Origin of the sequence: Phormidesmis priestleyi BC1401 (genome assembly GCF_001650195.1) — a bacterium.
Classification (GTDB): domain Bacteria; phylum Cyanobacteriota; class Cyanobacteriia; order Leptolyngbyales; family Leptolyngbyaceae; genus Phormidesmis_A; species Phormidesmis_A priestleyi_B.
The window spans coordinates 13,659-32,753 of record NZ_LXYR01000017.1 but is presented as its reverse complement, the minus strand read 5'-3'; the positions used below and the strand labels follow the sequence as shown (position 1 = coordinate 32,753).

Genomic DNA, 19,095 nt, shown 5'->3' with positions numbered 1-19,095 from the left:
TTGGTTAGATTAACCCTGAATCAATCCCTTCGGCAATGCTGCCGACACTTTCCCCAACCACTCTAGGACGGGAGGCACCTCTTCTTTATGCTGCCACAACCAGCGAATTGCTTTTGTAACATTCTCTGCTTGTTTGTGACTCATTAGATTAAGGAATCCTTTCTGCCGTTCTTGAAGCGTCTCCTCGGTGCTGTTTTCAATCTCTTTGACAACCCACCACTCCATCATGGATGACGCAAATCGATACAGTTTTTTACCGTCTTGCACACGAGATATGACTACGCCTCGTTCTTCTAGGTCGTTTAGCTCGCGCTCTTTCTGGCTAAAGACTAGATCGATGTCTCCTAAATCATAGCGTTTCTTGAGAAGGTGACCTCTTAACTCACAGAGGGCAAGCATCATCATCAGGATTTGCTCAACTTGGGTTGCCAGATTCCAAATGTCTTCAAAATAGTGAATTGTAGCTTGCTGAAAGTCTTGAGCAAATGCCTCAGCGTTAGGAACATGACCCGTTCGCAGTTCGCGGTAGAGCAGATGACCTGCATTTTGCAGCAGAGCCGGATTTCCGCCCGCAATTTCTCGAATGCCATCTCGCAGGGCAGGAGTCATCGGCATACTGCCCAGCAGCGTCGCCACTTCGGTCTCGGTAAACGGCTTGAGCGGCTGAAATAGATAATGATTATACCACGGGGAGCCATCGGGTTTTAATTTGGGTCCGAGTTCGTTGAGTCGTCGCAGTGAAGTCACGACCATCGAGAGAAACTGCCGCTCTTTAGAATGAGATGCAATATTTCGGCAGTCGCTCAAGAAGACGGCAATATCGTTGTCGCTATAGCCCTCTTGAGGACGCAGAGCCGCATCATAATCATCGACCAGCAACACGAGAAACTTGTCTTGTTTTCCTAAATATCGCAGCAGCGATCGCAGTCCATCTTTCGTGGTGTTGCCCTGATCTAAAAATTGACTAACTTCTGCCTGAAGGTCTGGCTCCTTGTCTAACGCATCTTTGGTGAGCAGCATGATTTCGCGCCAGAATTTAACGGCGCTAAACGGCGTGATGCTCAGGCAACTCAGCAAGACGATCACCGCGCTGGAAGGGTCATGTCCTCTCAGTTGCCACGCTTTTGGAGAGGCAAGTAGCTCTAAAAAAGACGATCTGCCAATGCCCGGACCACCCCAGATAGCAAGATTGCTGCGGCTGAGAATCTGGTCAAACGCGGTCTCGATCGCGGAGGTGCGCCCCGCAAAATGGTCTGGTGGAACAGGTCTACCGACAATAAACGGATTGTGAGTGATGGGGGCTTCGGTCATCGGCAGTTCTTTTCAGAATAGGGCAACGATTTATATTTTACGATCGTAGCCCGAACCCTAAAAATCAGCCACTCACACGGTTACGGGAATCACCTTACTTAAGGGTGCAATCCCGGCTAGGTCGAGAATTTGTGGAATCAGATCTTCTCGTTTGACTGCCATCAGGTGTACGCCTTGGCAGAGTTGACGAGCGAGTTGCACCTGTTCTGCTGCAATCGTCACTCCTTCTTGAAGGGGATCAGCAGCGCGTTCTAAGCGATCGATGGTGGAATCGGGAATGTGGACTCCAGGCACACAGCGATTGATGAATCGGGCATTTTTTGCAGATTTGAGTAGAAAAATCCCTGCCAGAATAGGCTTTGCAGCGGGAGAGCCAAGCTGATCCATGAATTTTTCTAAGCGATCGAAGTCTGAGATCAACTGACTCTGAAAAAACTGAGCACCCGCCTCGACCTTGCGCTCAAATCGACGCTGTAATCCTGACCAACTGCCGCATTGAGGGTCAACCGCCGCTCCCATAAATAGGGTCGTTTCTCCATCGGTCAAAGGCTGGTCGTTCCAATCAGTGCCCAGATTGAGTTTGGCGATCAGTTGTAGCAACCGCACCGACTCAAGTTCAAAGACGGCTTTTGCATCAATGTGATCGCCTGCTTTTACGGGGTCGCCTGTGAGCGCCAAAATGTTGCGGATTCCGAGCGCATGGGCACCGAGCAGATCGGCTTGGAGGCTGATGCTGTTGCGATCGCGACACGCCACCTGACAAATTGGCTCGATTCCTTGCTGCATTAGCAGCGCTGACGACACGAGCGAACACATTCGCATCACTGCCCGACTGCCATCTGTGATATTCACCGCATGGACTCGCCCCTTCAGAAGTTGCGCCATCTCTAGCATATGAGCCGGGTTGCCCCCTTTGGGAGGAGTCACTTCAGCCGTAACTAAAAATTCGCCAGACTGAGCAGCAAGACGGAAGGATGGAAGCGGACGCGAAGGGTAGGACATGGGCGATCGAGGTAAAGCTTTAGGCATAAAGTATCAGTGGGTGACTCGAAATCTGAAGCTGATCCCCGCAGTTTACAGGAGCTTAAAATTCAGTGCCACACACTCATGTATCTCGACTAATCTAAGATTTATCATCAGCAAATGGTCTGAATTTTTACCGTTCTAAAGAGGCAAAGCATATCCCATTGCTTTCTTTGCTTTAGCGAGGGTTTTGTTGGCGATCGCCGAGGCTTTTTCACGCCCGTCTCGCAGCACCGACTCTAAATAGCTGCGGTCATCCATGATGGCTTGATATTTCTCCTGGATTGGCTGCAATGCACTGATCATCGCTTCAGTCAACAGTGGTTTAAACTGTCCCCAGCCCATGTCCTGACATTCTGCGGCGACTGCTTCTTTGGTCTGATTCGACAAAATCATGTAGAGCGTGAGCAAATTATTGCACTCTGGACGATCGGGATCGCCAAACACAAGCCCTCGAATCGGATCAGTTTTGCAGCGCTTAATCTTGTTTTGAATCACGTCTGGCGGGTCTAGTAAATTGATTCGACTCAGTTCAGACGGATCTGATTTAGACATTTTTCGAGTGCCATCGGTGAGGCTCATTACCCGCGCTCCCTCTGCCCGAATGAGTGGATCGGGACGTTTGAGAACAGGCTTTTCAGGCGTACCAAACTTGTAGTTGAAGCGATCGACCAAATCGCGAGTCAGTTCTAAATGCTGTTTCTGGTCTTCGCCGACGGGCACTTTATCGGGTTCATAAAGCAAAATATCAGATGCCATCAACACCGGGTAAGTGAGCAATCCGGTCCCAACCTCTTGCCCCTGCTTCACCGCTTTCTCTTTAAACTGGATCATGTCTTCTAGCCAGTTGAGCGGTGTGATGCAGCTTAACAACCAGGCAAACTCAGTGTGTGCAGGAACCTGGGACTGCACGAAGATAGTTGAATGTTGCAGGTCTAGCCCACAGGCAAGATAGAGCGCTGCGATCGTGTAAGTATCTGCTGCGAGGGTTTTTGGGTCATGAGGCACCGTAATCGCATGAAGATCTGCCAGAAAGAAGTAATTGTCATAGTGACTCTGCCCTTCGACCCAATTGCGAATGGCTCCTAGATAATTGCCGAGGTGAAGATAGCCCGTCGTTTGAATGCCCGAAAGAACTCGCTGCCTGGTCATAGGTGATTTTGGGTCGTCTCGATCGAGAAAAAGGTTTCAGCCTACCCATTATCACCTGCAATCTAACCCTCTGAACTCGATTCTCAAAGCATTCAGGATACGAAAAGACGATCGCTCCTGTTGTGGCGGAGCGATCGTCGGCTTTGTTTTAGCAAAAGGGAACTCGTGATTTCTATAAGCGTTCATCACGCCGCTCTTTTGACTCTAAGCTCTTTTCTAGACACCGCTCTAAAAGCTCTATTCGATAGAGAAAACTGAAGCGACGCGGGTTGAGAACCAGTGGGTAAGTCAGCTCACCTACAGGTTGATTGAGATATTGCCACAGCGGAAAATCGAATTTGAGCAGATTTGAAAGCATGAGGAGGTGTCCAGGTAGCAGGAATAAGCAAACACCCAAACAGAGGAAAATTTCACTCGCGGAGGGGCTGCAAAACCTAAGATGCCCAACCTTAGCAACACTCTCTTGATAGAGATTGCGAATTTTTTTATTACGCCTACACAAGAAAGATCTGTAATCTTGAGGAGACTGCTGCGAAGGTGTTTTGACTAATTCAATCTTTTGGTGGAAAGTTCTACGATCGCCCGTCCCAACTTCTCGTATTGATCTAATGTGTTGTAAATCTGGGCAGAGAGGCGGACTAATCGCTTAGGCGCAGCAGGGTAAGGCACGATCGGGACTTCAATCCCAAATTTCTCTAGCAGCGCATCCTGCAACTCAACACAAGAACCGTCTGATAGAGGCACCGTTGCCAGAGAGCCGATCATCTCATCGGGGCAAGGTGGCGCAACCTTCAGAATTTCGCAAAGAATATTTCTGGCAGCGATCGCGTTCTCGTGATTGTGACTCATCAACTCAGCCCAGCCTCCCGACAACCGCGATCCCATAAATCGAATCGCTTCCGGGACGCACAAATATGCCGTGGGATCGTCAGTTCCTGTCCAGTCAAACTCTAGTCGAAATCGAGAGCGATCGCGGCGCGGCGAGTTGGCTCCGTGACTGATGGTTAACGGGCGAATCTCAGGCTGTTTGTCTCGTCTCACATACAAGAATGCCGCTCCTTTTGGGGCACAGAGCCACTTATGACAGTTGCCCGTGTAGTAAGTCGCCCCGATCGTTGCCAAGTCGATCGCCACCATTCCGGGCGCGTGGGCACCATCAATCAAGGTGTCGATGTTCTGCTGAGTCAGCGCGTGAATAATCTTCGCGATCGGAAACACCAATCCGGTTTGACTTGTAATGTGATCGAGCAGTGCCAGTCGAGTCTTTGAGGAGACGGCTTGCAAAATTGGCTCGATCGCTTGCTCAGAGGACTCGATCGGATAAGGAACTTCTGCAACGACAATTTTCGCGCCCGATCGTTCTGCCACAAAATTCAACGCATTTCGACAAGCGTTATATTCCTGATTGGTCGTCAGCAGTTCGTCTCCAGGATCAAATTTTAGAGACCGCAAAACGGTGTTGATTCCCGTTGTCGCATTGGGCACGAACGCAAGATCCTCCGCATCTGCACCCACAAATGCTGCTAGCTCGGTTCTCGCTCGATCGAGCAACTCCTCTAGATCTCGCCCAAAAAATTGCAGAGGTTGCCGCTCAATGCGCTGACGAAGTTCTTGCTGCAACTTCATCACAGGCAGCGGGCACGCCCCAAACGAGCCGTGGTTGAGAAACTTGATCGTCGGATCAAGTGACCAATATTGCGCCCAATTTGTCTGTGGATGATCCGGGTGTATCGATGGTTGAGTGGCTGTCATAAGCTGCGGTTTAAAGTTTCAATTCTACTGATCGCAATCAAGGGGGATCATAAGATTTTAAATCGGTCAGATTTTGATGAACAATAGAGATCACTGGAATTGAGGTCAAACGGATGGGACAAAGTGAACGGCTGGTTTTAATGGCAGAAGATGAGCTAACTCAATACAGCACCGATGCCCGCAAAATCGAAAAACTGCGGCAAAAGATCGGCTTATCGGTCAACGCCAGAGAGCAGCAGGAAGTTAAAGAAACCCTACTAGCCGAGATGCCCACCGATCCCATTCGCAAATTGGTTGAAACGCAGCGTCAGACAGTAGCACTCCCTTTTTGGGGCATCGCTGGGTTAGGCTTATTGTTTGGTATTTCGTCCTTCCAACCTCTCGATTTTATCGCCACGATCGTCGGAGGCGCGATCGCGTTCAATGTTCAAAAGCTGGGCTGGCAGCTTCAGGCAAAACGGCTGATCATCCGCACGTTAGAAGATATTGAAGAACGCCGGAAAAATCCAACCCCTTAAACGAACTAAACTCGATCGAGCATTTTCTCTAAGGATCGTAGATTTATTAAGGTGCCACTTCTCGCCCTCACCCTAGCCCTCTCCCCAAGGAGAGGGAACAAGAATTATTAGCTCCCTTCTCCTTGGGCAGAAAACGATCGCAAGTTTCACAGGTTGTTTAGTTCACGATTTTAAACAGATTCACTCTCTCAGGTTGCAAATGTCTTTCACTTCTATAGTTAGGGTTAAAGTCCCGGCGACGACTGCGAATATCGGGTCTGGTTTTGATTGCTTGGGTGCCGCACTTACGCTTTATAACCAGTTTCGATTTTCGGTGTCTGGTCAAGAATCTGTGCAGATTGTTGCTACAGGAGCCGAAGCCGATCGAGTTTCCACTGATGCCAGCAATCTAGTCTATCAATCCTTTATCAAGCTCTATGAGCATTTAGACAAGACTCCGCCATCGGTGCAAATTGAGATCACAATGAATGTGCCCTTGGCGCGAGGATTGGGAAGCTCGGCAACGGCGATCGTCGGGGGCTTGGTCGGTGCCAATGCGCTAGCGGGATCGCCGCTCAGTCAAGAAGACATTATGCAGTTGGCGATCGCGATCGAAGGGCATCCCGACAACGTGGTTCCGGCTCTGGTCGGCGGCTGTTGCCTTGCTGCATCGGGCATTGATCGCGACTGGGAGATTTGTGATATTCCCTGGGATCACTCGATTATTCCGATCGTAGCGATCCCCAATTTCGAGCTTTCCACCGCAGAAGCACGGCGAGTTTTGCCAGCCGGATACAGTCGCGCTGACTCGATTTTTAATGCCTCTCACTTAGGCTTATTGCTCCGTGGATTAGAGACGGGACGCGCCAACTGGCTTAAAGCTGCCCTACAAGATCGGATTCATCAACCCTACCGTCAGTCTTTAATCCGAGGATATGAAGAAGTCCGATCGGCTGCACTCACAGCAGGCGCTCACGGAATAGTGATTAGCGGAGCAGGTCCAACTCTTCTAGCGTTGGCAAGTCCAGCTAGTGCGGAAGCGGTCAAAGCATCAATGCACATCGCCTGGACGGGTCAAGGAGTCGAGGTGCAGGTCAAATTATTGCAGATTGACCTACAGGGAGCGATCGTAGAGCAGTCTTCTTGAAAGTTGTAAAATAGGACCTTCCCAGTTTTGAGATTGACAAAAACTAGGGATTGGTACTAAAGTACCAGAGGTAATCTCGCTGGTGTCCTGACTTGTTTGCAGAGCCTCAGTTCTGTGCCCTGGCTATTCCACTCAACTTCGTCAAACACCTGATGAAGAATGTAAAGCCCACGTCCACATTCATGCTGGTCACAAGGAAGATGACGATCGACCGATTCATCGTGGCAACAAGGCTCAAACCCAGAACCCTGGTCAGTAATCACCCACCAGTAGTGATCCGATGCCGTCGAAAAGTGAACCAAGACTTTTTTGCAGGGGTCTAAGTTGTTGCCGTGTTTGGCGGCATTGACTAAAGCCTCTTGCAGACCCAACCTGATCTCAGCCTTCCATCGGCTAGGAACTTTTGCTAAAAGCAAATCGAGGATCGGAATCAAGTAAAGAGTCGATGCAAAGCTAACTGTGTTCCAGTTATGCCTGGTAGAACGAGGTGAGACAGCAATCACTCGGAAAACCCCGTAGCTTTCAAGTGGATAAGCATACTTTTGGCGGACTGTGCGTTCTAAAAGCACATACCTGTATGCCATTCAGGATTTGGCTATATGGTCGTTTAAATCTAGAACTCTACGGACTAAAGCAGATGGTTTAAAGCTTCGGGTGCAGCGGAAAATTAATTTACGTTCTCAGGAAGCTAACGAAGGTTAAACTTCATCAGTTTCTACTGAGTAACTATTTATCTATTAGTTAAACTATACCAAAACACCAATAGAAAAACACCCTCTTCAAGAAACAAGTCCTCTAGCGCAGTGAATTCACTTATGCGTGATTACCCTTCAACGTTATTTTCGTTGATAAATCATCTGCTCCAAACGGTGAAAGTCTCGCTCTACTTCACTCCACAGCGATCGATTGTGGGGATCAGTGCGAAGCGCTTTTTTGAGATAGAGCCGTGCTTTCTCAAACTGCTTTTCGTGAATCAGTTGCCGCCCCCAGCTTTGATAGACGATCGCTTGCCATTGACGAATCTCAGGATCACTGAGGAACCGCTGCGCCAACCCTTCGATTAGGGCGATCGCTCTTGGGAACCGTTTTTCTCGCAGTAGTTGCTGTAGCTGCTCGTAAGAGGCTTGCTTGAGCTGTTGATCGACAAAAGAAAGGTTGGGGTCAGATTTGATTGGGCTTGCTTTGGAGGATTCTTTGCGAATCACCGTAACCTTCGGCTTCTCGGAAGAATTCTCTTTGCGAGTAATGGTGACTTTTGGCTTTGCAACGTCTGGCGGCTGACTCTGTGCAGGCTGAGCTACCGCATCGCTGATTCCTAAAGGACTCACAACACTGAGCAAAAACCGATATGCCTCTGAAACCCGAATAAATTGTTCTTTTGCTTGCTGATTGCCGGGGTTGACATCTGGGTGAAGTTGACGCGCCAAACGACGGTAGGAGGCTTTGACTTCCTCATACGACGCGCCCGTTCTCAGTCCCAACAATCGATAGCAGTCTGCAGTGTTCATTTAAGGATGAAAAAGGCAGAACTGCTTTAAAATTCTGCCACTTAAAACAAGGAGTAACTTACCTAGAATTGGGATGCCGACCAGACACTAACCGCAGTCACATCTCTGGATTCTAAGATCTGAGCATTGCGTACTCACTAATTGACCAACTCAATCACTTTGTCGATTAGACCATACTCTTTCGACTCTTGAGCAGACAAGAAGTAGTCACGATCAGTATCTTTCTCGATCTTGGTGAGCGGTTGTCCACTGCGATCGGACAGGATTTGATTTAGCTGAGTGCGGATGCGGAGAATCTCTTTTGCCTCGATCGCAATATCACTCGCTTGGCTGCGCCCAGTGCCACCTAAAGGCTGGTGAATCATAATTCGCGCGTGAGGTAGCGCAAACCGTTTTCCCTTCGTCCCGGCGGCTAAGAGAAACGCACCCATTGATGCTGCAAGACCGACACAGATCGTCACAACATCAGATTTGATGTGCTGCATCGTATCATAAATCGCCATCCCAGCAGTGACGGAGCCACCCGGCGAGTTGATGTAGAGTGAAATCGGCTTACCAGGATCTTCAGAGTCGAGATACAACATTGAGGCAACGATCGCGTTGGCAATGTTGTCATCAACTTCTTGACTCAGAAAAATAATCCGCTCTAGGCTGAGGCGTTGATAGATATCAATCCACTGCTCATAGGAGCTACCCGGAAGACGGTAAGGAACTTTGGGAGTACCAATTGGCATAAGACAAGTAGGGGGATAAAGGGTTTAAGTCAAGCGTGATTGAACAGGGGCTGGCAGATTTTTGGGGTCAAGCACCCGATCGATGAAGCCATATTCCTGAGCGGTCGTTGGGGTGAAATATAAGCGACGATCGAGATCTTTGAGAATTTTCTCAGGCGTTTGCCCCGTGTTATTTGCCAAAATTTCTACAAACATAGCGCGATCGGAGACGACTTTCTTAGCATCGATTTCGATATCGCTTGCCTGTCCGCTCGTTCGGTTGTATTGCGGAGCCAGCACGATTTCTGCACTCGGCAAGCTCAATCGAGAACCCTTGGCACCCGACGAGAGCAGCATCGCAGCAGTGCCGCCTGCCTGTCCTAGACAGATGGTGTGAACAGGAGATTTGATGTACTGCATTGTGTCGTAGATTGCCATGCTGGCAACCATTCCCCCAGTCCGCTGCGCCGATTGCTCACCGGGAGAGTTGATGTATAAGAAGATCGGCTTCGTCGAGTCTTCAGAATTGAGGGAGAGCAGTAGGGCGACGATGAAGTTAGCGAAGTTGTCGTTGATTTCTTCATCGAGAAAGACAATTCGCTCGAAGCTCATGCGGGTATAGAGATCGACCCACTGCACTTGCTGACTGCCCGGAATGCGATAGGGAACTTGCATAAATCCTAATCAAGTCAAAGCAGGGACGGGGACAGGAAGTTGTTTGGTGCTTTCTAGAACGATGTCAATCAGTCCATATTCTTTGGCTTCTTGAGGAGTCAGATAGAACGTCCGATCGGTGTCTTTGACAATCTTCTCGGTCGGCTGCCCCGTGTTCTTCGAGAGGATATCCAAAATAGCGGCGCGGTTGTCTAAGACTTCTTTTGCCCGAATCTGAATATCGGTTGCCTGACCCCGTGCGCCCGAACGCGGCTGATTGAGCACGATCGTGGCATGAGGCAAACTAGCGCGAGAACCCTTCGCACCCGCAGATAGAATCATGGCGGCTGCGCCAATTGCCTGACCGATGCAAATCGTGTGAACGGGAGGCTTGATGTAGCTCAACGTGTCGCAAACGGCAAAGGCTTCGGTTTCAAACCCGATCGTTTCGCCATCCCAGGAGGTGCCTGTGGAATTGATATAAAAGAAGATGGGTTTTTCTGGGTCGTCAAACTGGAGGTAGAGCAACTGGGCAATGATCAGCCGAGTTACGTCTTGACCAGGGTTTCGGCGATATTCGTCGATCGAGTGCAGAGGACCGCCCAGGTAAACGATGCGCTCTTTCAGCAGCAGTGAGGCTAAGTCAGGAGGAGGCGTGCGATAGTAGGCATCGCCATAATTGGTAGACTGAACAGCTTTGATGGGTGATTCCATTGCGTAATGTTGCCTCAACGGTGGCGCTTTATCCATAGTAGCGCGGGATTAGCCGCTCATGAAGGAGAAGAAAGGAGGGAGACGGGATCACAGGAGACTCGGCCGAAAAATTTTATAGCGAGGCTGCGGAAAATGCTGGATTGAACTGTAGTTAACCGCCGAATGTCAAAGATCTGTGGTTTGCTGTGGAGTGTCGTGGTTTTGTTTCCCCGCTTAATAGATAGTAGGAGCTTCCCGGTATGCGAGTCGGATTGCAGTGTGCGTTGAGTGATGCTGGTGTTGACGTAGCGCAACTCAACAGCCAGCGTCAAGTGTCTATTGCGATCGCGGCGATCCCCGATGGTGTGGGGCGCAGTGTGCCGCTAAATTTGTGTTTGATTTTAGATCAGAGTGGCTCAATGGAAGGTCGAGCCATGAACACCGTGAAACAAGCTGCCCAGCGAATTATAGAGCGGCTGTCTCCGGGCGATCGCATCTCGATCGTCACCTTCAACCACAAAGCAAAGGTGTTGGTGCCCAACCAAGTGATTGACGATCTCAGCAATTTAAGAATTCCGCTTCAGCAGCTAGAAGCATCGGGCGGCACGTCGATCGATGAAGGGTTACGGGTGGGAATTGAGGAACTCGCGAAGGGCAAACAGGACGCTGTTTCGCAAGCGTTCTTATTAACAGACGGTGAGAATGAGCACGGCGACAACGATCGCTGCCTAAAATTGGCTCAATTGGCAACAGGCTATAACTTGACGCTCAACACATTCGGGTTTGGCGATGCCTGGAATCAGAACGTTTTAGAGAAAATCGCAGACGCGGGGGGCGGAACGCTGTCTTTTATTGAGCAACCCGATCAGGCGACGAGCGAGTTTAGTCGTTTGTTCGATCGCATCCAGTCAGTCAGTTTGACCAATGCTCACTTGATTTTGTCGCTAACTCCGGGGGCACGATTGGCAGAATTAAAGCCGATCGCGCAAGTCGCACCCGATACGATCGAACTTCCGGTCGATCAGGATGGCAATCAGGTGACGGTGCGCTTGGGCGATCTGATGGTCGATTCGTCTCGCGTTGTGTTGGCGAATCTGTATGTCGGTCAATTGCCCGCAGGCAAGCAAACGATCGCGTCGGTGCAAATTCGCTATGACGATCCGGCATTAGGACAAGAAGGGCTGCTGTCTGAACTGTTTCCGATCGAGGTGTCTGCGTTAAGCGCGTTTCAGCCTGCGCCAAATCCTGATGTGCAAAACCAAATTTTGGCACTCGCGAAATATCGACAGACGCAAATTGCTGAGGCGAAATTGCAGCAGGGCGATCGCTCAGGGGCGGCGACGATGCTGCAAACGGCGGCGAAGACTGCCCTGCAAATGGGCGATCAAGGAGCGGCAACCGTGTTGCAGAATAGTGCAACGCAAATTCAGGCAGGGCAAGAATTATCCGAGAGCGATCGTAAGAAAACTCGCATCGTTTCTAAGACAACGCTGCAATCAAACGAGCCTTGACACATCCTGGGTTATGGCGGTATTGGTGAGACGTTCTACCAGAACGTCTCCATAGCATTGGGTGAATCTGTCAGTCAACCCCTTTTATTTGGAATCTTTAATCCGAGTTTTGCGCTCTAAAATTTCCTTCAATACCAGAGTCACAACCGCCAAAAACGCCAACAATACTGCCGCCGAATAAGCCGCCTCTGTCTCATACTGCTTATACGTTTCTTCAACAAATAGCGGTAGGCTTTGAGTCTTTCCCGCAATGTTGCCAGACACCACTGAAACCGCACCAAACTCGCCCATTGCTCTAGCGTTGGTGAGAATCACACCATACAGCAGACCCCAGCGAATGCTCGGTAGGGTGACGCGCCAAAACGTCTGCCACTCATTCGCCCCCAATGTCTTTGCTGCCTCTTCTTGGTCAGCTCCGACCTCTTCTAAGACGGGAATCACCTCACGGGCAACAAACGGCATACTCACAAACACCGTCGCCAAAACCATGCCCGGAATCGCAAACACAATATTGATGTTGCCCGCTTCGAGAATGCCGCCAAACCAGCCGCGCCGCCCATAGAGCAGAACAATCATCAAGCCAGCGACGACAGGCGAAATCGAGAACGGTAAATCAATAATGCTTAAAACAAACGCTCGACCCGGAAACCGACGACGCGCGATCGCCCATGCTGCACACAGCCCAAACACAACATTCAACGGCACCGCAATCACTGCCATCAGCAGCGTCAGACGGGCTGCAAACAGAAAGTCAGGTCGCGTCAGTGTCTTAAAGAACGGACCCACGCCTTTGCTAAATGCCTGTACAAACACATTGGCAGCCGGGATGTAGAGGACGAGTGAGAGGTAGAGGACGGCGATCGCAATCAAAATCGCAGGCACCCAACTTCGCGGCTTGGTGGAAGCAGTCGCCCCCGTTTTGGGGACAGACGCATTGAAAGATGGACCCAGATCAGCCATATCGTTTGCCCCAAGCTTGTAAAAGATTAATTCCTAGCAGCATCACCAGTGAGATCAGCAGCAACACCACTCCGATCACGGTGGCTCCTGAATAGTCATATTGCTCCAATCGCTGAAAAATTAACACAGGCGCGATCAGATCCTTAAACGGTGTATTAGACGCAATAATCACCGTCGAGCCATACTCTCCGACTGCACGAGAGAACCCCAACGCAACACCTGTGAGAATTGATGGAAACAGTGGCGGCAACACAACGCGCCGAAACGTTTGAAATTCTGAGGCACCCAGAGACCAAGCAGCTTCCTCAATATCTTTGTCCATCTCGATCAAGACAGGCTGCACCGTTCGCACCACAAACGGCAGCGAGATAAACGTCATCGCGACAAAAACCCCCAGCCGAGTGAAGGCAATTTTAATTCCAAACGGTGCCACTAACGAGCCGATCCAGCCATTATTGCTGTAGATAGTCGCCAGCGTTAATCCAGCGACCGACGTTGGCAGGGCAAACGGCAAATCGACCGAGGCATCAAACAGCCGCTTTAATGGAAAGTCATAGCGCACCAGAACCCAGGCGATCAGCGTGCCAAATACACCGTTAAACAAAGCCGCCGCAAGGGCAGTCGTAAACGTCACATCATACGCTGACAGAGCGATCGGACTCGTGGCAATGCGCCAAAAATTAGCAGGGCTTTCGGTGCTTGCTTTGAGAAACATCGCGGCAAGCGGCAAAAATAGCATGACGCTCAGGTAGCCGATCGTGATTCGCCACGTCCAGGGAATTTGAGCCAGTCTAGTCAGAAGCGATTTCCGGGCGGGTGGCTTCTGAAATTCATCAACTTGGGGAGAAGAGACCATCGTAATAGTTAGAGTGAGCAGTCTATGTTAATAGAATTCTAGGGGCGCTTTTTGTAACATCCCTAGAATCATAGAGCGGTAGAATCGGCGATCGGACTCACACGCTAGGTAAAAAGTGGAGCACTATTTGTTGACGGAGGACTCGATCGTGTCAAACACTCCGCCATCATCAAAAAACTTCTTCTGGAAGTCGTTCCAGCCACCGTAGTCTTTAATGGTTGCCAAGGTCTTCACTGCCGGGAATTTATCTGTGTTTTCTTTCTGCGCGGCAGCAGCATTAATGGGGCGATATCCTAGCTTGACAAACTCTTGCTGTGCTTCTGGGGTAAATAAGAACTTCACAAACGCCTCAGCGACTTCTCGTGTGCCATGCTTATCTACATTCTTATCGACGATCGAGACCGGGGTGTCGATCGAGATATTCACATCGGGAACCGTGTACTCGAGTTTTTCACCCCTACTCTTCGCCAAAATAATCTCGTTCTCGTAGTTAATCAACGCATCGCCTTGACCTTGCTTAGAAAAGGCATCGGTCGCTTCACGAGCGTCTTTGGTCAGCACTGCTACATTCTTAAAGGCTTTCGTGGCAAACTCTGTGGCTTTTGCTTCATTTGCGCCCGATTTGAGCGACGCATTCCACAACGCCAAAAAGTTCCATCGAGCTACCCCAGAGGTTTTGGGATTTGCTGTCACCCACTTGACATCATCTCTGGCGAGATCGTTAAAACTCTTGATGTTTTTAGGATTGCCCTCACGCGTGGTGATCGCCGCAACCGTCTTAGCGACGATGCCGTTGTTCGGAACTTTAGTATCCCAGTCAGCATTCACCAGCCCAGCTTTGACCAATTTGTTGGTGTCCCCTGCTAGCGCCAAGTGAGCGACATCCGCCTCTAAGCCGTCGATGATGGCGCGGGTTTGAGTGCCCGACCCACCATAGCTTTGCTGAAAGGTAACAGTCTGACCGCCGTGATCTTTTTTCCACTGCTCGACAAATTTAGGAATAATGGCATCATGGGCAGCCTTGGGAATCGCGTAGCCAACAAGCGTCAATTCGATATCTTTTTGGTTTTGAGCAACCGGACTTCCGCCAGGAGTGGCTGTCGTCGAGTTATTTCCAGCACCGTTTGAGCAGGCGGCGATCGCGACGCTCAACGTCACGCCTACAATAAAGAGCGACACAAACCCCTGCACTGACTTAGAATAGGGGCGATTCAAACGTTGCTGATTCAGATTCCACCAACTGATAGCGTGCTGCCGTAGCCTCATAACTCTCTCTCCCGCAATCTACCGTTAGTTGGTAGGAATATCGTACTTGCTGTCTAATAGATCGTAGCGAGTGACTGTTCAAAAGGCAAGAAGAAATTACTAATCTTCGATAGGGAATGTGGGGTTTGCCAAGCATCCATTCGTAACAATCCTCCTAGAGAAGTTGCGCGATCGCCCTTAATAAATTTATTTGTTTATTAACTAAAAGATTTGATTACACAATTGTCTTCTAAACCAGTAATAGCAATCCTACAGGAGCCGCGTTGATGGCTAGACCCATTCATTCGACTAAACAGCATCGCAGACGCATCGCTCATTGGTTATTAAAAGACGATCGCGCTGAAAAAGGAGGACGACACACCCAGCATTCCTGGTGGCAGGTGATGTGTTTGACTGGAGTCGATTATTTCTCAACTCTGGGCTATCAACCGGGGATCGCCGCCCTCGCCGCTGGATCACTGTCTCCGATCGCCACGTTAATCTTGGTGTTGCTGACGCTGTTTGGCGCATTGCCGATCTATCGCCGAGTCGCCGAGAAAAGTCCGCACGGGGAAGGCTCGATCGCAATGCTTGAACATCTCCTGCCGTGGTGGCAAGGCAAACTATTTGTCCTTTGTCTGCTGGGGTTTGTGGCAACTGACTTTATTATCACGATGACGCTATCGGCAGCCGATGCCACCGCTCACATTGTCGAAAACCCGCTCACACCTGCTTTCCTCGACGGTCAAGAGATCGCGATGACCCTGCTGCTGGTGGCTTTGCTGGGAGCCGTCTTTCTGAGAGGATTTCGAGAAGCGATCGGGCTGGCTGTTGTGCTAGTCAGCATTTATCTACTACTAAATTTCGTCGTTGTGGGTGTAGGGTTTTATCAAATTTCGCAACAGCCTTCGGTGCTGACTAGTTGGCAGACGGCTCTCTTTACTGAACATCAAAATCCTCTCGCAATGGTTGGGGTGTCGATGCTGCTGTTTCCGAGGCTGGCGCTGGGCTTGTCCGGCTTTGAGACAGGAGTGGTGGTGATGCCGCTCGTCAAAGGGCACCCAAGCGACACCGAAGAACGCCCTAGAGGACGCATTCAAAATACGCACAAACTGCTGACGATCGCTGCCCTCATCATGAGCTTTTTCCTGCTCACTACCAGCCTCGTCACCACGTTGCTAATTCCGACAGCAGAGTTTCAAACGGGGGGAAAAGCGAGTGGACGGGCGCTTGCTTATCTTGCTCATCTCTATTTGGGGGATGGGTTTGGCACCGTTTATGACCTGAGCACGATCGCGATTTTGTGGTTTGCGGGGGCATCGGCGATGGCTGGATTGCTCAACATTGTGCCGCGCTATTTGCCGCGCTATGGCATGGCTCCTAATTGGGCACGGGCAACGCGACCGTTGGTATTGGTTTACACCGCCATTGCGTTTGTGATTACGATTCTGTTTCGTGCCAATGTTGAGGCTCAAGGAGGCGCGTATGCAACGGGCGTTTTAGTGTTGATCAGTTCCGCGTCGTTTGCGGTCACATTGTCGGCGCGACATCGGCGATCGCGGCGCGGAGTCGTGATGTTTGGCGCGATTACGCTCGTCTTTATCTACACAACGGTTGTGAATATTATCGAGCGACCTGAAGGGATTCGGATTGCCGCGTTTTTCATCAGCGCGATCGTGCTTACGTCGCTGGTTTCGAGAGTCTGGCGATCGACCGAGTTGCGGGTTGACCAAATCGAGTTAGATGACACAGCGCGGCGCTTTATTGACGAAGAGAGTTGTCATACTATTCGACTGATTGCCAATCGATTAAATACAGGCGACGAACGAGAATATTTTCTAAAAGAGAAGGAGGTGCGTGAAGATAACCACATTCCACCGACAGACCCAATTTTGTTTTTAGAAGTGCAGGTGTCTGACGCGTCTGACTTTGGTGGCACCCTGCGAGTTTGTGGGGTTGAGGTTGATGGCTATCGAATTTTACGAACCAAGAGTGCGGCAGTTCCGAACGCGATCGCGGCAATTTTGCTAGACCTTCGAGATCAGACAGGTCAATTGCCGCACATCTATTTTGGCTGGGCGGAGGGTAATCCGATTCAATATTTGCTGCGGTTCATTCTGTTTGGCGAGGGTGACATCCCATTAGTGACGCGCGAAGTCTTGCGGCTGGCTGAAAAGAACCCCGATCGTCGCCCTACAATTCATGTAGGCGGTTAACAGGATTGCTTTATGGATCGATTGAATTTGAACGTACTTCGGCAATTTTGGACGATCGCCAAATCGTATTGGGTCAGTGAAGAAAAGTGGCAAGCGAGAGGGCTACTGCTGGGAGTGGTGCTGTTTTTGCTTGCCTACACGGGGTTGAGTGTGGTGCTCAACAATAAGCGAGGCGTGTTGATTTCAGCGCTTTCTGCAAAAGATGAGCCGCGATTTTGGCAAACGGTGATTATTTTCGTCGCAGTATTAGTGATTTATGCGCCTCTGCTAGCGGGCTATCGATATTTGCGCGATCGTCTCAGTTTGCAGTGGCGACGCTGGCTAACGACTCGCTTTGTTGACCAATATTTTGACCATCGCGCCTATTATTACCTCAATGCGTCTGATCTCGACATTGACAACCCCGACCAGCGAATTGCAGAAGATGTTCGCAGCTTTACGCAAGAGTCGCTGACGTTTTTGCTGGTGTTGGTAGAGTCGATTCTCTCGGTGATTGCGTTTAGCGGAGTGCTGTGGGGCATTTCTAAACCGCTCGTGATTTTTTTGGTGCTCTACGCGCTCGTCGGTACTCTAGTCACCACGCTGGTGTTTGGTAAACCGCTGGTGCGGCTCAACTTTGAACAGCTTAAAAAAGAAGCCGACTTTCGATTTAGTCTGGTGCGAATCCGAGAAAACGCAGAAGCGATCGCGTTCTATCGGGGCGAAGACCAAGAATCAAATCAGGTCAAATACCGATTTTTAGAAGTCTTTGAGAACGTTAAACGGCTGCTCGTCTGGGAATTGAACTTAAACGTTTTGACAAATGCCTACGAATTCATTCCGTTTATTTTGCCTGCGCTCGTTGTGGCTCCTGCCATTTTTGCAGGAGAAATGGAGATCGGCAAAGTGACCGAAGCTCAGGGAGCCTTTGTGCGGGTGTTTTTCTCACTCAATGTTGTGGTTGCCCGCTTTCAAGCATTGACCACCTTTGGAGCCGGAATCGATCGACTCTCCACGTTTGCTGAATTTTTAGAGCGAACCGAAGTCACGCCAGAATCCGACTCGGTTGACTCAACCATCCAAACGGTAGAAGCTGACCGCTTGGCGATCGAGCATCTGACGTTGGAAACGCCCAACCATCAGCGCATCTTGATCCAGGATTTATCGGTAGAAGTCCCAATCGGGCAAGGGCTTCTAGTCATGGGAGCGAGTGGCTGCGGGAAAAGTTCGCTGCTGAGAGCGATCGCGGGATTGTGGACTGCTGGCGAGGGGACAATCGTGCGTCCGGCATCAGATCAGATTCTCTTTTTGCCTCAGCGCCCTTATATGGTGGCGGGGACGCTGCGCGAACAAATGGTGTATCCTAATCGGTCGATCGAGGTGGAAGACCATCAGCTAGAAACCATTCTGGAATGGGTGAACTTGGCAGATCTGGCGAAACGATTTGGCGGGTTTGACACTCAGCACGATTGGGCAGATCTTTTGTCCTTGGGCGAACAACAGCGACTCACCTTTGCGCGGCTTTTTCTCAACAAACCGAGCTACGCCATTTTGGACGAAGCCACTAGCGCCCTCGATGCTGATAATGAAGAACGGCTGTATCAGCAGTTGCAGACGCTCGACACCACGTTTTTGAGTGTGGGACATCAATCGTCCTTAGCCAACTATCACGCGCGGGTACTGAACCTGTCTCCAGACAAATCTTGGCAATTAAAGGAGTCAGTTTCCAAAAGTTAGCGACCCATCAATCATTGCAAAATCCCGTAGAGACGTATCGGTGGAACGCCTCCACGCCATCGGGCAAACGCGTAATCTGTCGCCTCCATAAATCAACGTAAGCGAGAGATCACGAGTCATGGCAAAATCAATCGGCGAGAC

The 19,095-nt window shown here is 50.1% G+C and carries 18 protein-coding genes; 5 read left to right on the top strand and 13 right to left on the bottom strand.

Translation table 11 applies throughout. The annotated features are described in order from the left end of the window. Positions 1 to 9: 9 nt before the first annotated feature. The 5 genes from A8707_RS11320 to A8707_RS11300 form a co-directional block, all read right to left on the bottom strand. Positions 10 to 1,311, bottom strand: coding sequence for an ATP-binding protein (locus A8707_RS11320; protein ID WP_068817016.1), 1,302 nt, complete (start codon positions 1,309 to 1,311; stop codon positions 10 to 12). A gap of 72 nt (positions 1,312 to 1,383) precedes the next feature. After that, positions 1,384 to 2,340, bottom strand: coding sequence for a methylenetetrahydrofolate reductase (locus A8707_RS11315; RefSeq protein WP_331711708.1), 957 nt, complete (start codon positions 2,338 to 2,340; stop codon positions 1,384 to 1,386). A gap of 135 nt (positions 2,341 to 2,475) precedes the next feature. After that, positions 2,476 to 3,486, bottom strand: a complete 1,011-nt coding sequence (gene trpS, locus A8707_RS11310; protein WP_068817015.1) for a tryptophan--tRNA ligase — start codon at positions 3,484 to 3,486, stop codon at positions 2,476 to 2,478. Between the two features lie 172 nt (positions 3,487 to 3,658). After that, positions 3,659 to 3,844: a hypothetical protein gene (locus tag A8707_RS11305; RefSeq protein WP_068817014.1), complete on the bottom strand. Its 186-nt coding sequence runs from the start codon at positions 3,842 to 3,844 to the stop codon at positions 3,659 to 3,661. A gap of 188 nt (positions 3,845 to 4,032) precedes the next feature. Further along, the gene (locus A8707_RS11300) at positions 4,033 to 5,238 is read right to left on the bottom strand and encodes an aminotransferase class V-fold PLP-dependent enzyme (protein WP_068817012.1); all 1,206 of its coding nucleotides are present in this window, start codon (positions 5,236 to 5,238) and stop codon (positions 4,033 to 4,035) included. A 113-nt stretch (positions 5,239 to 5,351) separates the two neighbouring features. Here A8707_RS11300 and A8707_RS11295 point away from each other — a divergent pair, with 113 nt between their 5' ends. Together A8707_RS11295 and thrB are read left to right on the top strand one after the other, a co-directional pair. After that, entirely contained in the window at positions 5,352 to 5,756 is a 405-nt protein-coding gene (locus A8707_RS11295) for a hypothetical protein (RefSeq protein WP_068817010.1), read from the top strand. A gap of 199 nt (positions 5,757 to 5,955) precedes the next feature. Then, on the top strand, positions 5,956 to 6,882 hold the full coding sequence (thrB, locus tag A8707_RS11290) for a homoserine kinase (RefSeq protein ID WP_068817008.1): 927 nt from the start codon (positions 5,956 to 5,958) through the stop codon (positions 6,880 to 6,882). Positions 6,883 to 6,938: 56 nt separating this feature from the next. On the opposite strand, the gene A8707_RS11285 is transcribed toward thrB, so the two are convergent. From A8707_RS11285 to A8707_RS11265, 5 genes are all read right to left on the bottom strand, one after another. Beyond that, positions 6,939 to 7,466 carry an ATP-binding protein gene (locus A8707_RS11285; RefSeq protein WP_082906328.1) on the bottom strand — a complete coding sequence of 176 codons (528 nt, stop codon included), beginning with the start codon at positions 7,464 to 7,466 and terminating at the stop codon, positions 6,939 to 6,941. A gap of 252 nt (positions 7,467 to 7,718) precedes the next feature. Then, positions 7,719 to 8,390, bottom strand: a complete 672-nt coding sequence (locus tag A8707_RS11280; RefSeq protein WP_068817005.1) for a J domain-containing protein — start codon at positions 8,388 to 8,390, stop codon at positions 7,719 to 7,721. 137 nt (positions 8,391 to 8,527) lie between these two features. After that, the gene (locus A8707_RS11275) at positions 8,528 to 9,124 is read right to left on the bottom strand and encodes an ATP-dependent Clp protease proteolytic subunit (RefSeq protein ID WP_068817003.1); all 597 of its coding nucleotides are present in this window, start codon (positions 9,122 to 9,124) and stop codon (positions 8,528 to 8,530) included. 24 nt (positions 9,125 to 9,148) lie between these two features. Then, positions 9,149 to 9,778, bottom strand: coding sequence for an ATP-dependent Clp protease proteolytic subunit (locus tag A8707_RS11270; protein WP_068817001.1), 630 nt, complete (start codon positions 9,776 to 9,778; stop codon positions 9,149 to 9,151). Between the two features lie 9 nt (positions 9,779 to 9,787). Then, positions 9,788 to 10,507 (bottom strand): ATP-dependent Clp protease proteolytic subunit, encoded by a 720-nt coding sequence (locus A8707_RS11265; RefSeq protein WP_331711707.1) that lies wholly within the window; start codon positions 10,505 to 10,507, stop codon positions 9,788 to 9,790. 203 nt (positions 10,508 to 10,710) lie between these two features. On the opposite strand from A8707_RS11265, the gene A8707_RS11260 reads away from it, so the two are divergent. Continuing rightward, a complete protein-coding gene (locus A8707_RS11260; RefSeq protein ID WP_068816998.1) occupies positions 10,711 to 11,961 on the top strand; it encodes a vWA domain-containing protein in 1,251 nt (416 codons plus the stop codon). Positions 11,962 to 12,045: 84 nt separating this feature from the next. Here the strand turns inward: A8707_RS11260 and cysW are convergent, their stop codons facing one another. From cysW to A8707_RS11245, 3 genes are all read right to left on the bottom strand, one after another. Further along, the gene (gene cysW / locus A8707_RS11255) at positions 12,046 to 12,921 is read right to left on the bottom strand and encodes a sulfate ABC transporter permease subunit CysW (RefSeq protein ID WP_082906327.1); all 876 of its coding nucleotides are present in this window, start codon (positions 12,919 to 12,921) and stop codon (positions 12,046 to 12,048) included. Further along, positions 12,914 to 13,777 carry a sulfate ABC transporter permease subunit CysT gene (cysT, locus tag A8707_RS11250; protein WP_068816996.1) on the bottom strand — a complete coding sequence of 288 codons (864 nt, stop codon included), beginning with the start codon at positions 13,775 to 13,777 and terminating at the stop codon, positions 12,914 to 12,916. Before cysT ends, cysW begins: the two co-directional genes overlap by 8 nt. 123 nt (positions 13,778 to 13,900) lie before the next feature. Further along, positions 13,901 to 15,043 carry a sulfate ABC transporter substrate-binding protein gene (locus A8707_RS11245; RefSeq protein WP_068816995.1) on the bottom strand — a complete coding sequence of 381 codons (1,143 nt, stop codon included), beginning with the start codon at positions 15,041 to 15,043 and terminating at the stop codon, positions 13,901 to 13,903. Positions 15,044 to 15,309: 266 nt separating this feature from the next. Here A8707_RS11245 and A8707_RS11240 point away from each other — a divergent pair, with 266 nt between their 5' ends. Both A8707_RS11240 and A8707_RS11235 read left to right on the top strand, forming a co-directional pair. Beyond that, positions 15,310 to 17,238 carry an APC family permease gene (locus tag A8707_RS11240; protein ID WP_068816993.1) on the top strand — a complete coding sequence of 643 codons (1,929 nt, stop codon included), beginning with the start codon at positions 15,310 to 15,312 and terminating at the stop codon, positions 17,236 to 17,238. A gap of 12 nt (positions 17,239 to 17,250) precedes the next feature. Beyond that, positions 17,251 to 18,954, top strand: a complete 1,704-nt coding sequence (locus A8707_RS11235) for an ABC transporter ATP-binding protein/permease (protein WP_068816992.1) — start codon at positions 17,251 to 17,253, stop codon at positions 18,952 to 18,954. Positions 18,955 to 19,095 lie beyond the last annotated feature (141 nt).

Excerpts from the sequence above, each read along its gene's own strand:
- A8707_RS11240 (WP_068816993.1), top strand. The coding sequence starts at position 15,310 with ATGGCTAGACCCATTCATTCGACTAAACAGCATCGCAGACGCATCGCT.
- A8707_RS11295 (WP_068817010.1), top strand. The coding sequence starts at position 5,352 with ATGGGACAAAGTGAACGGCTGGTTTTAATGGCAGAAGATGAGCTAACT.
- A8707_RS11270 (WP_068817001.1), bottom strand. The coding sequence starts at position 9,778 with ATGCAAGTTCCCTATCGCATTCCGGGCAGTCAGCAAGTGCAGTGGGTC.
- thrB (WP_068817008.1), top strand. The coding sequence starts at position 5,956 with ATGTCTTTCACTTCTATAGTTAGGGTTAAAGTCCCGGCGACGACTGCG.
- cysT (WP_068816996.1), bottom strand. The coding sequence starts at position 13,777 with ATGGTCTCTTCTCCCCAAGTTGATGAATTTCAGAAGCCACCCGCCCGG.
- A8707_RS11315 (WP_331711708.1), bottom strand. The coding sequence starts at position 2,340 with ATGCCTAAAGCTTTACCTCGATCGCCCATGTCCTACCCTTCGCGTCCG.
- A8707_RS11245 (WP_068816995.1), bottom strand. The coding sequence starts at position 15,043 with ATGAGGCTACGGCAGCACGCTATCAGTTGGTGGAATCTGAATCAGCAA.
- A8707_RS11265 (WP_331711707.1), bottom strand. The coding sequence starts at position 10,507 with ATGGATAAAGCGCCACCGTTGAGGCAACATTACGCAATGGAATCACCC.
- A8707_RS11280 (WP_068817005.1), bottom strand. The coding sequence starts at position 8,390 with ATGAACACTGCAGACTGCTATCGATTGTTGGGACTGAGAACGGGCGCG.
- A8707_RS11285 (WP_082906328.1), bottom strand. The coding sequence starts at position 7,466 with ATGGCATACAGGTATGTGCTTTTAGAACGCACAGTCCGCCAAAAGTAT.
- A8707_RS11320 (WP_068817016.1), bottom strand. The coding sequence starts at position 1,311 with ATGACCGAAGCCCCCATCACTCACAATCCGTTTATTGTCGGTAGACCT.
- A8707_RS11275 (WP_068817003.1), bottom strand. The coding sequence starts at position 9,124 with ATGCCAATTGGTACTCCCAAAGTTCCTTACCGTCTTCCGGGTAGCTCC.
- A8707_RS11235 (WP_068816992.1), top strand. The coding sequence starts at position 17,251 with ATGGATCGATTGAATTTGAACGTACTTCGGCAATTTTGGACGATCGCC.
- trpS (WP_068817015.1), bottom strand. The coding sequence starts at position 3,486 with ATGACCAGGCAGCGAGTTCTTTCGGGCATTCAAACGACGGGCTATCTT.
- A8707_RS11300 (WP_068817012.1), bottom strand. The coding sequence starts at position 5,238 with ATGACAGCCACTCAACCATCGATACACCCGGATCATCCACAGACAAAT.
- cysW (WP_082906327.1), bottom strand. The coding sequence starts at position 12,921 with ATGGCTGATCTGGGTCCATCTTTCAATGCGTCTGTCCCCAAAACGGGG.
- A8707_RS11305 (WP_068817014.1), bottom strand. The coding sequence starts at position 3,844 with ATGCTTTCAAATCTGCTCAAATTCGATTTTCCGCTGTGGCAATATCTC.
- A8707_RS11260 (WP_068816998.1), top strand. The coding sequence starts at position 10,711 with ATGCGAGTCGGATTGCAGTGTGCGTTGAGTGATGCTGGTGTTGACGTA.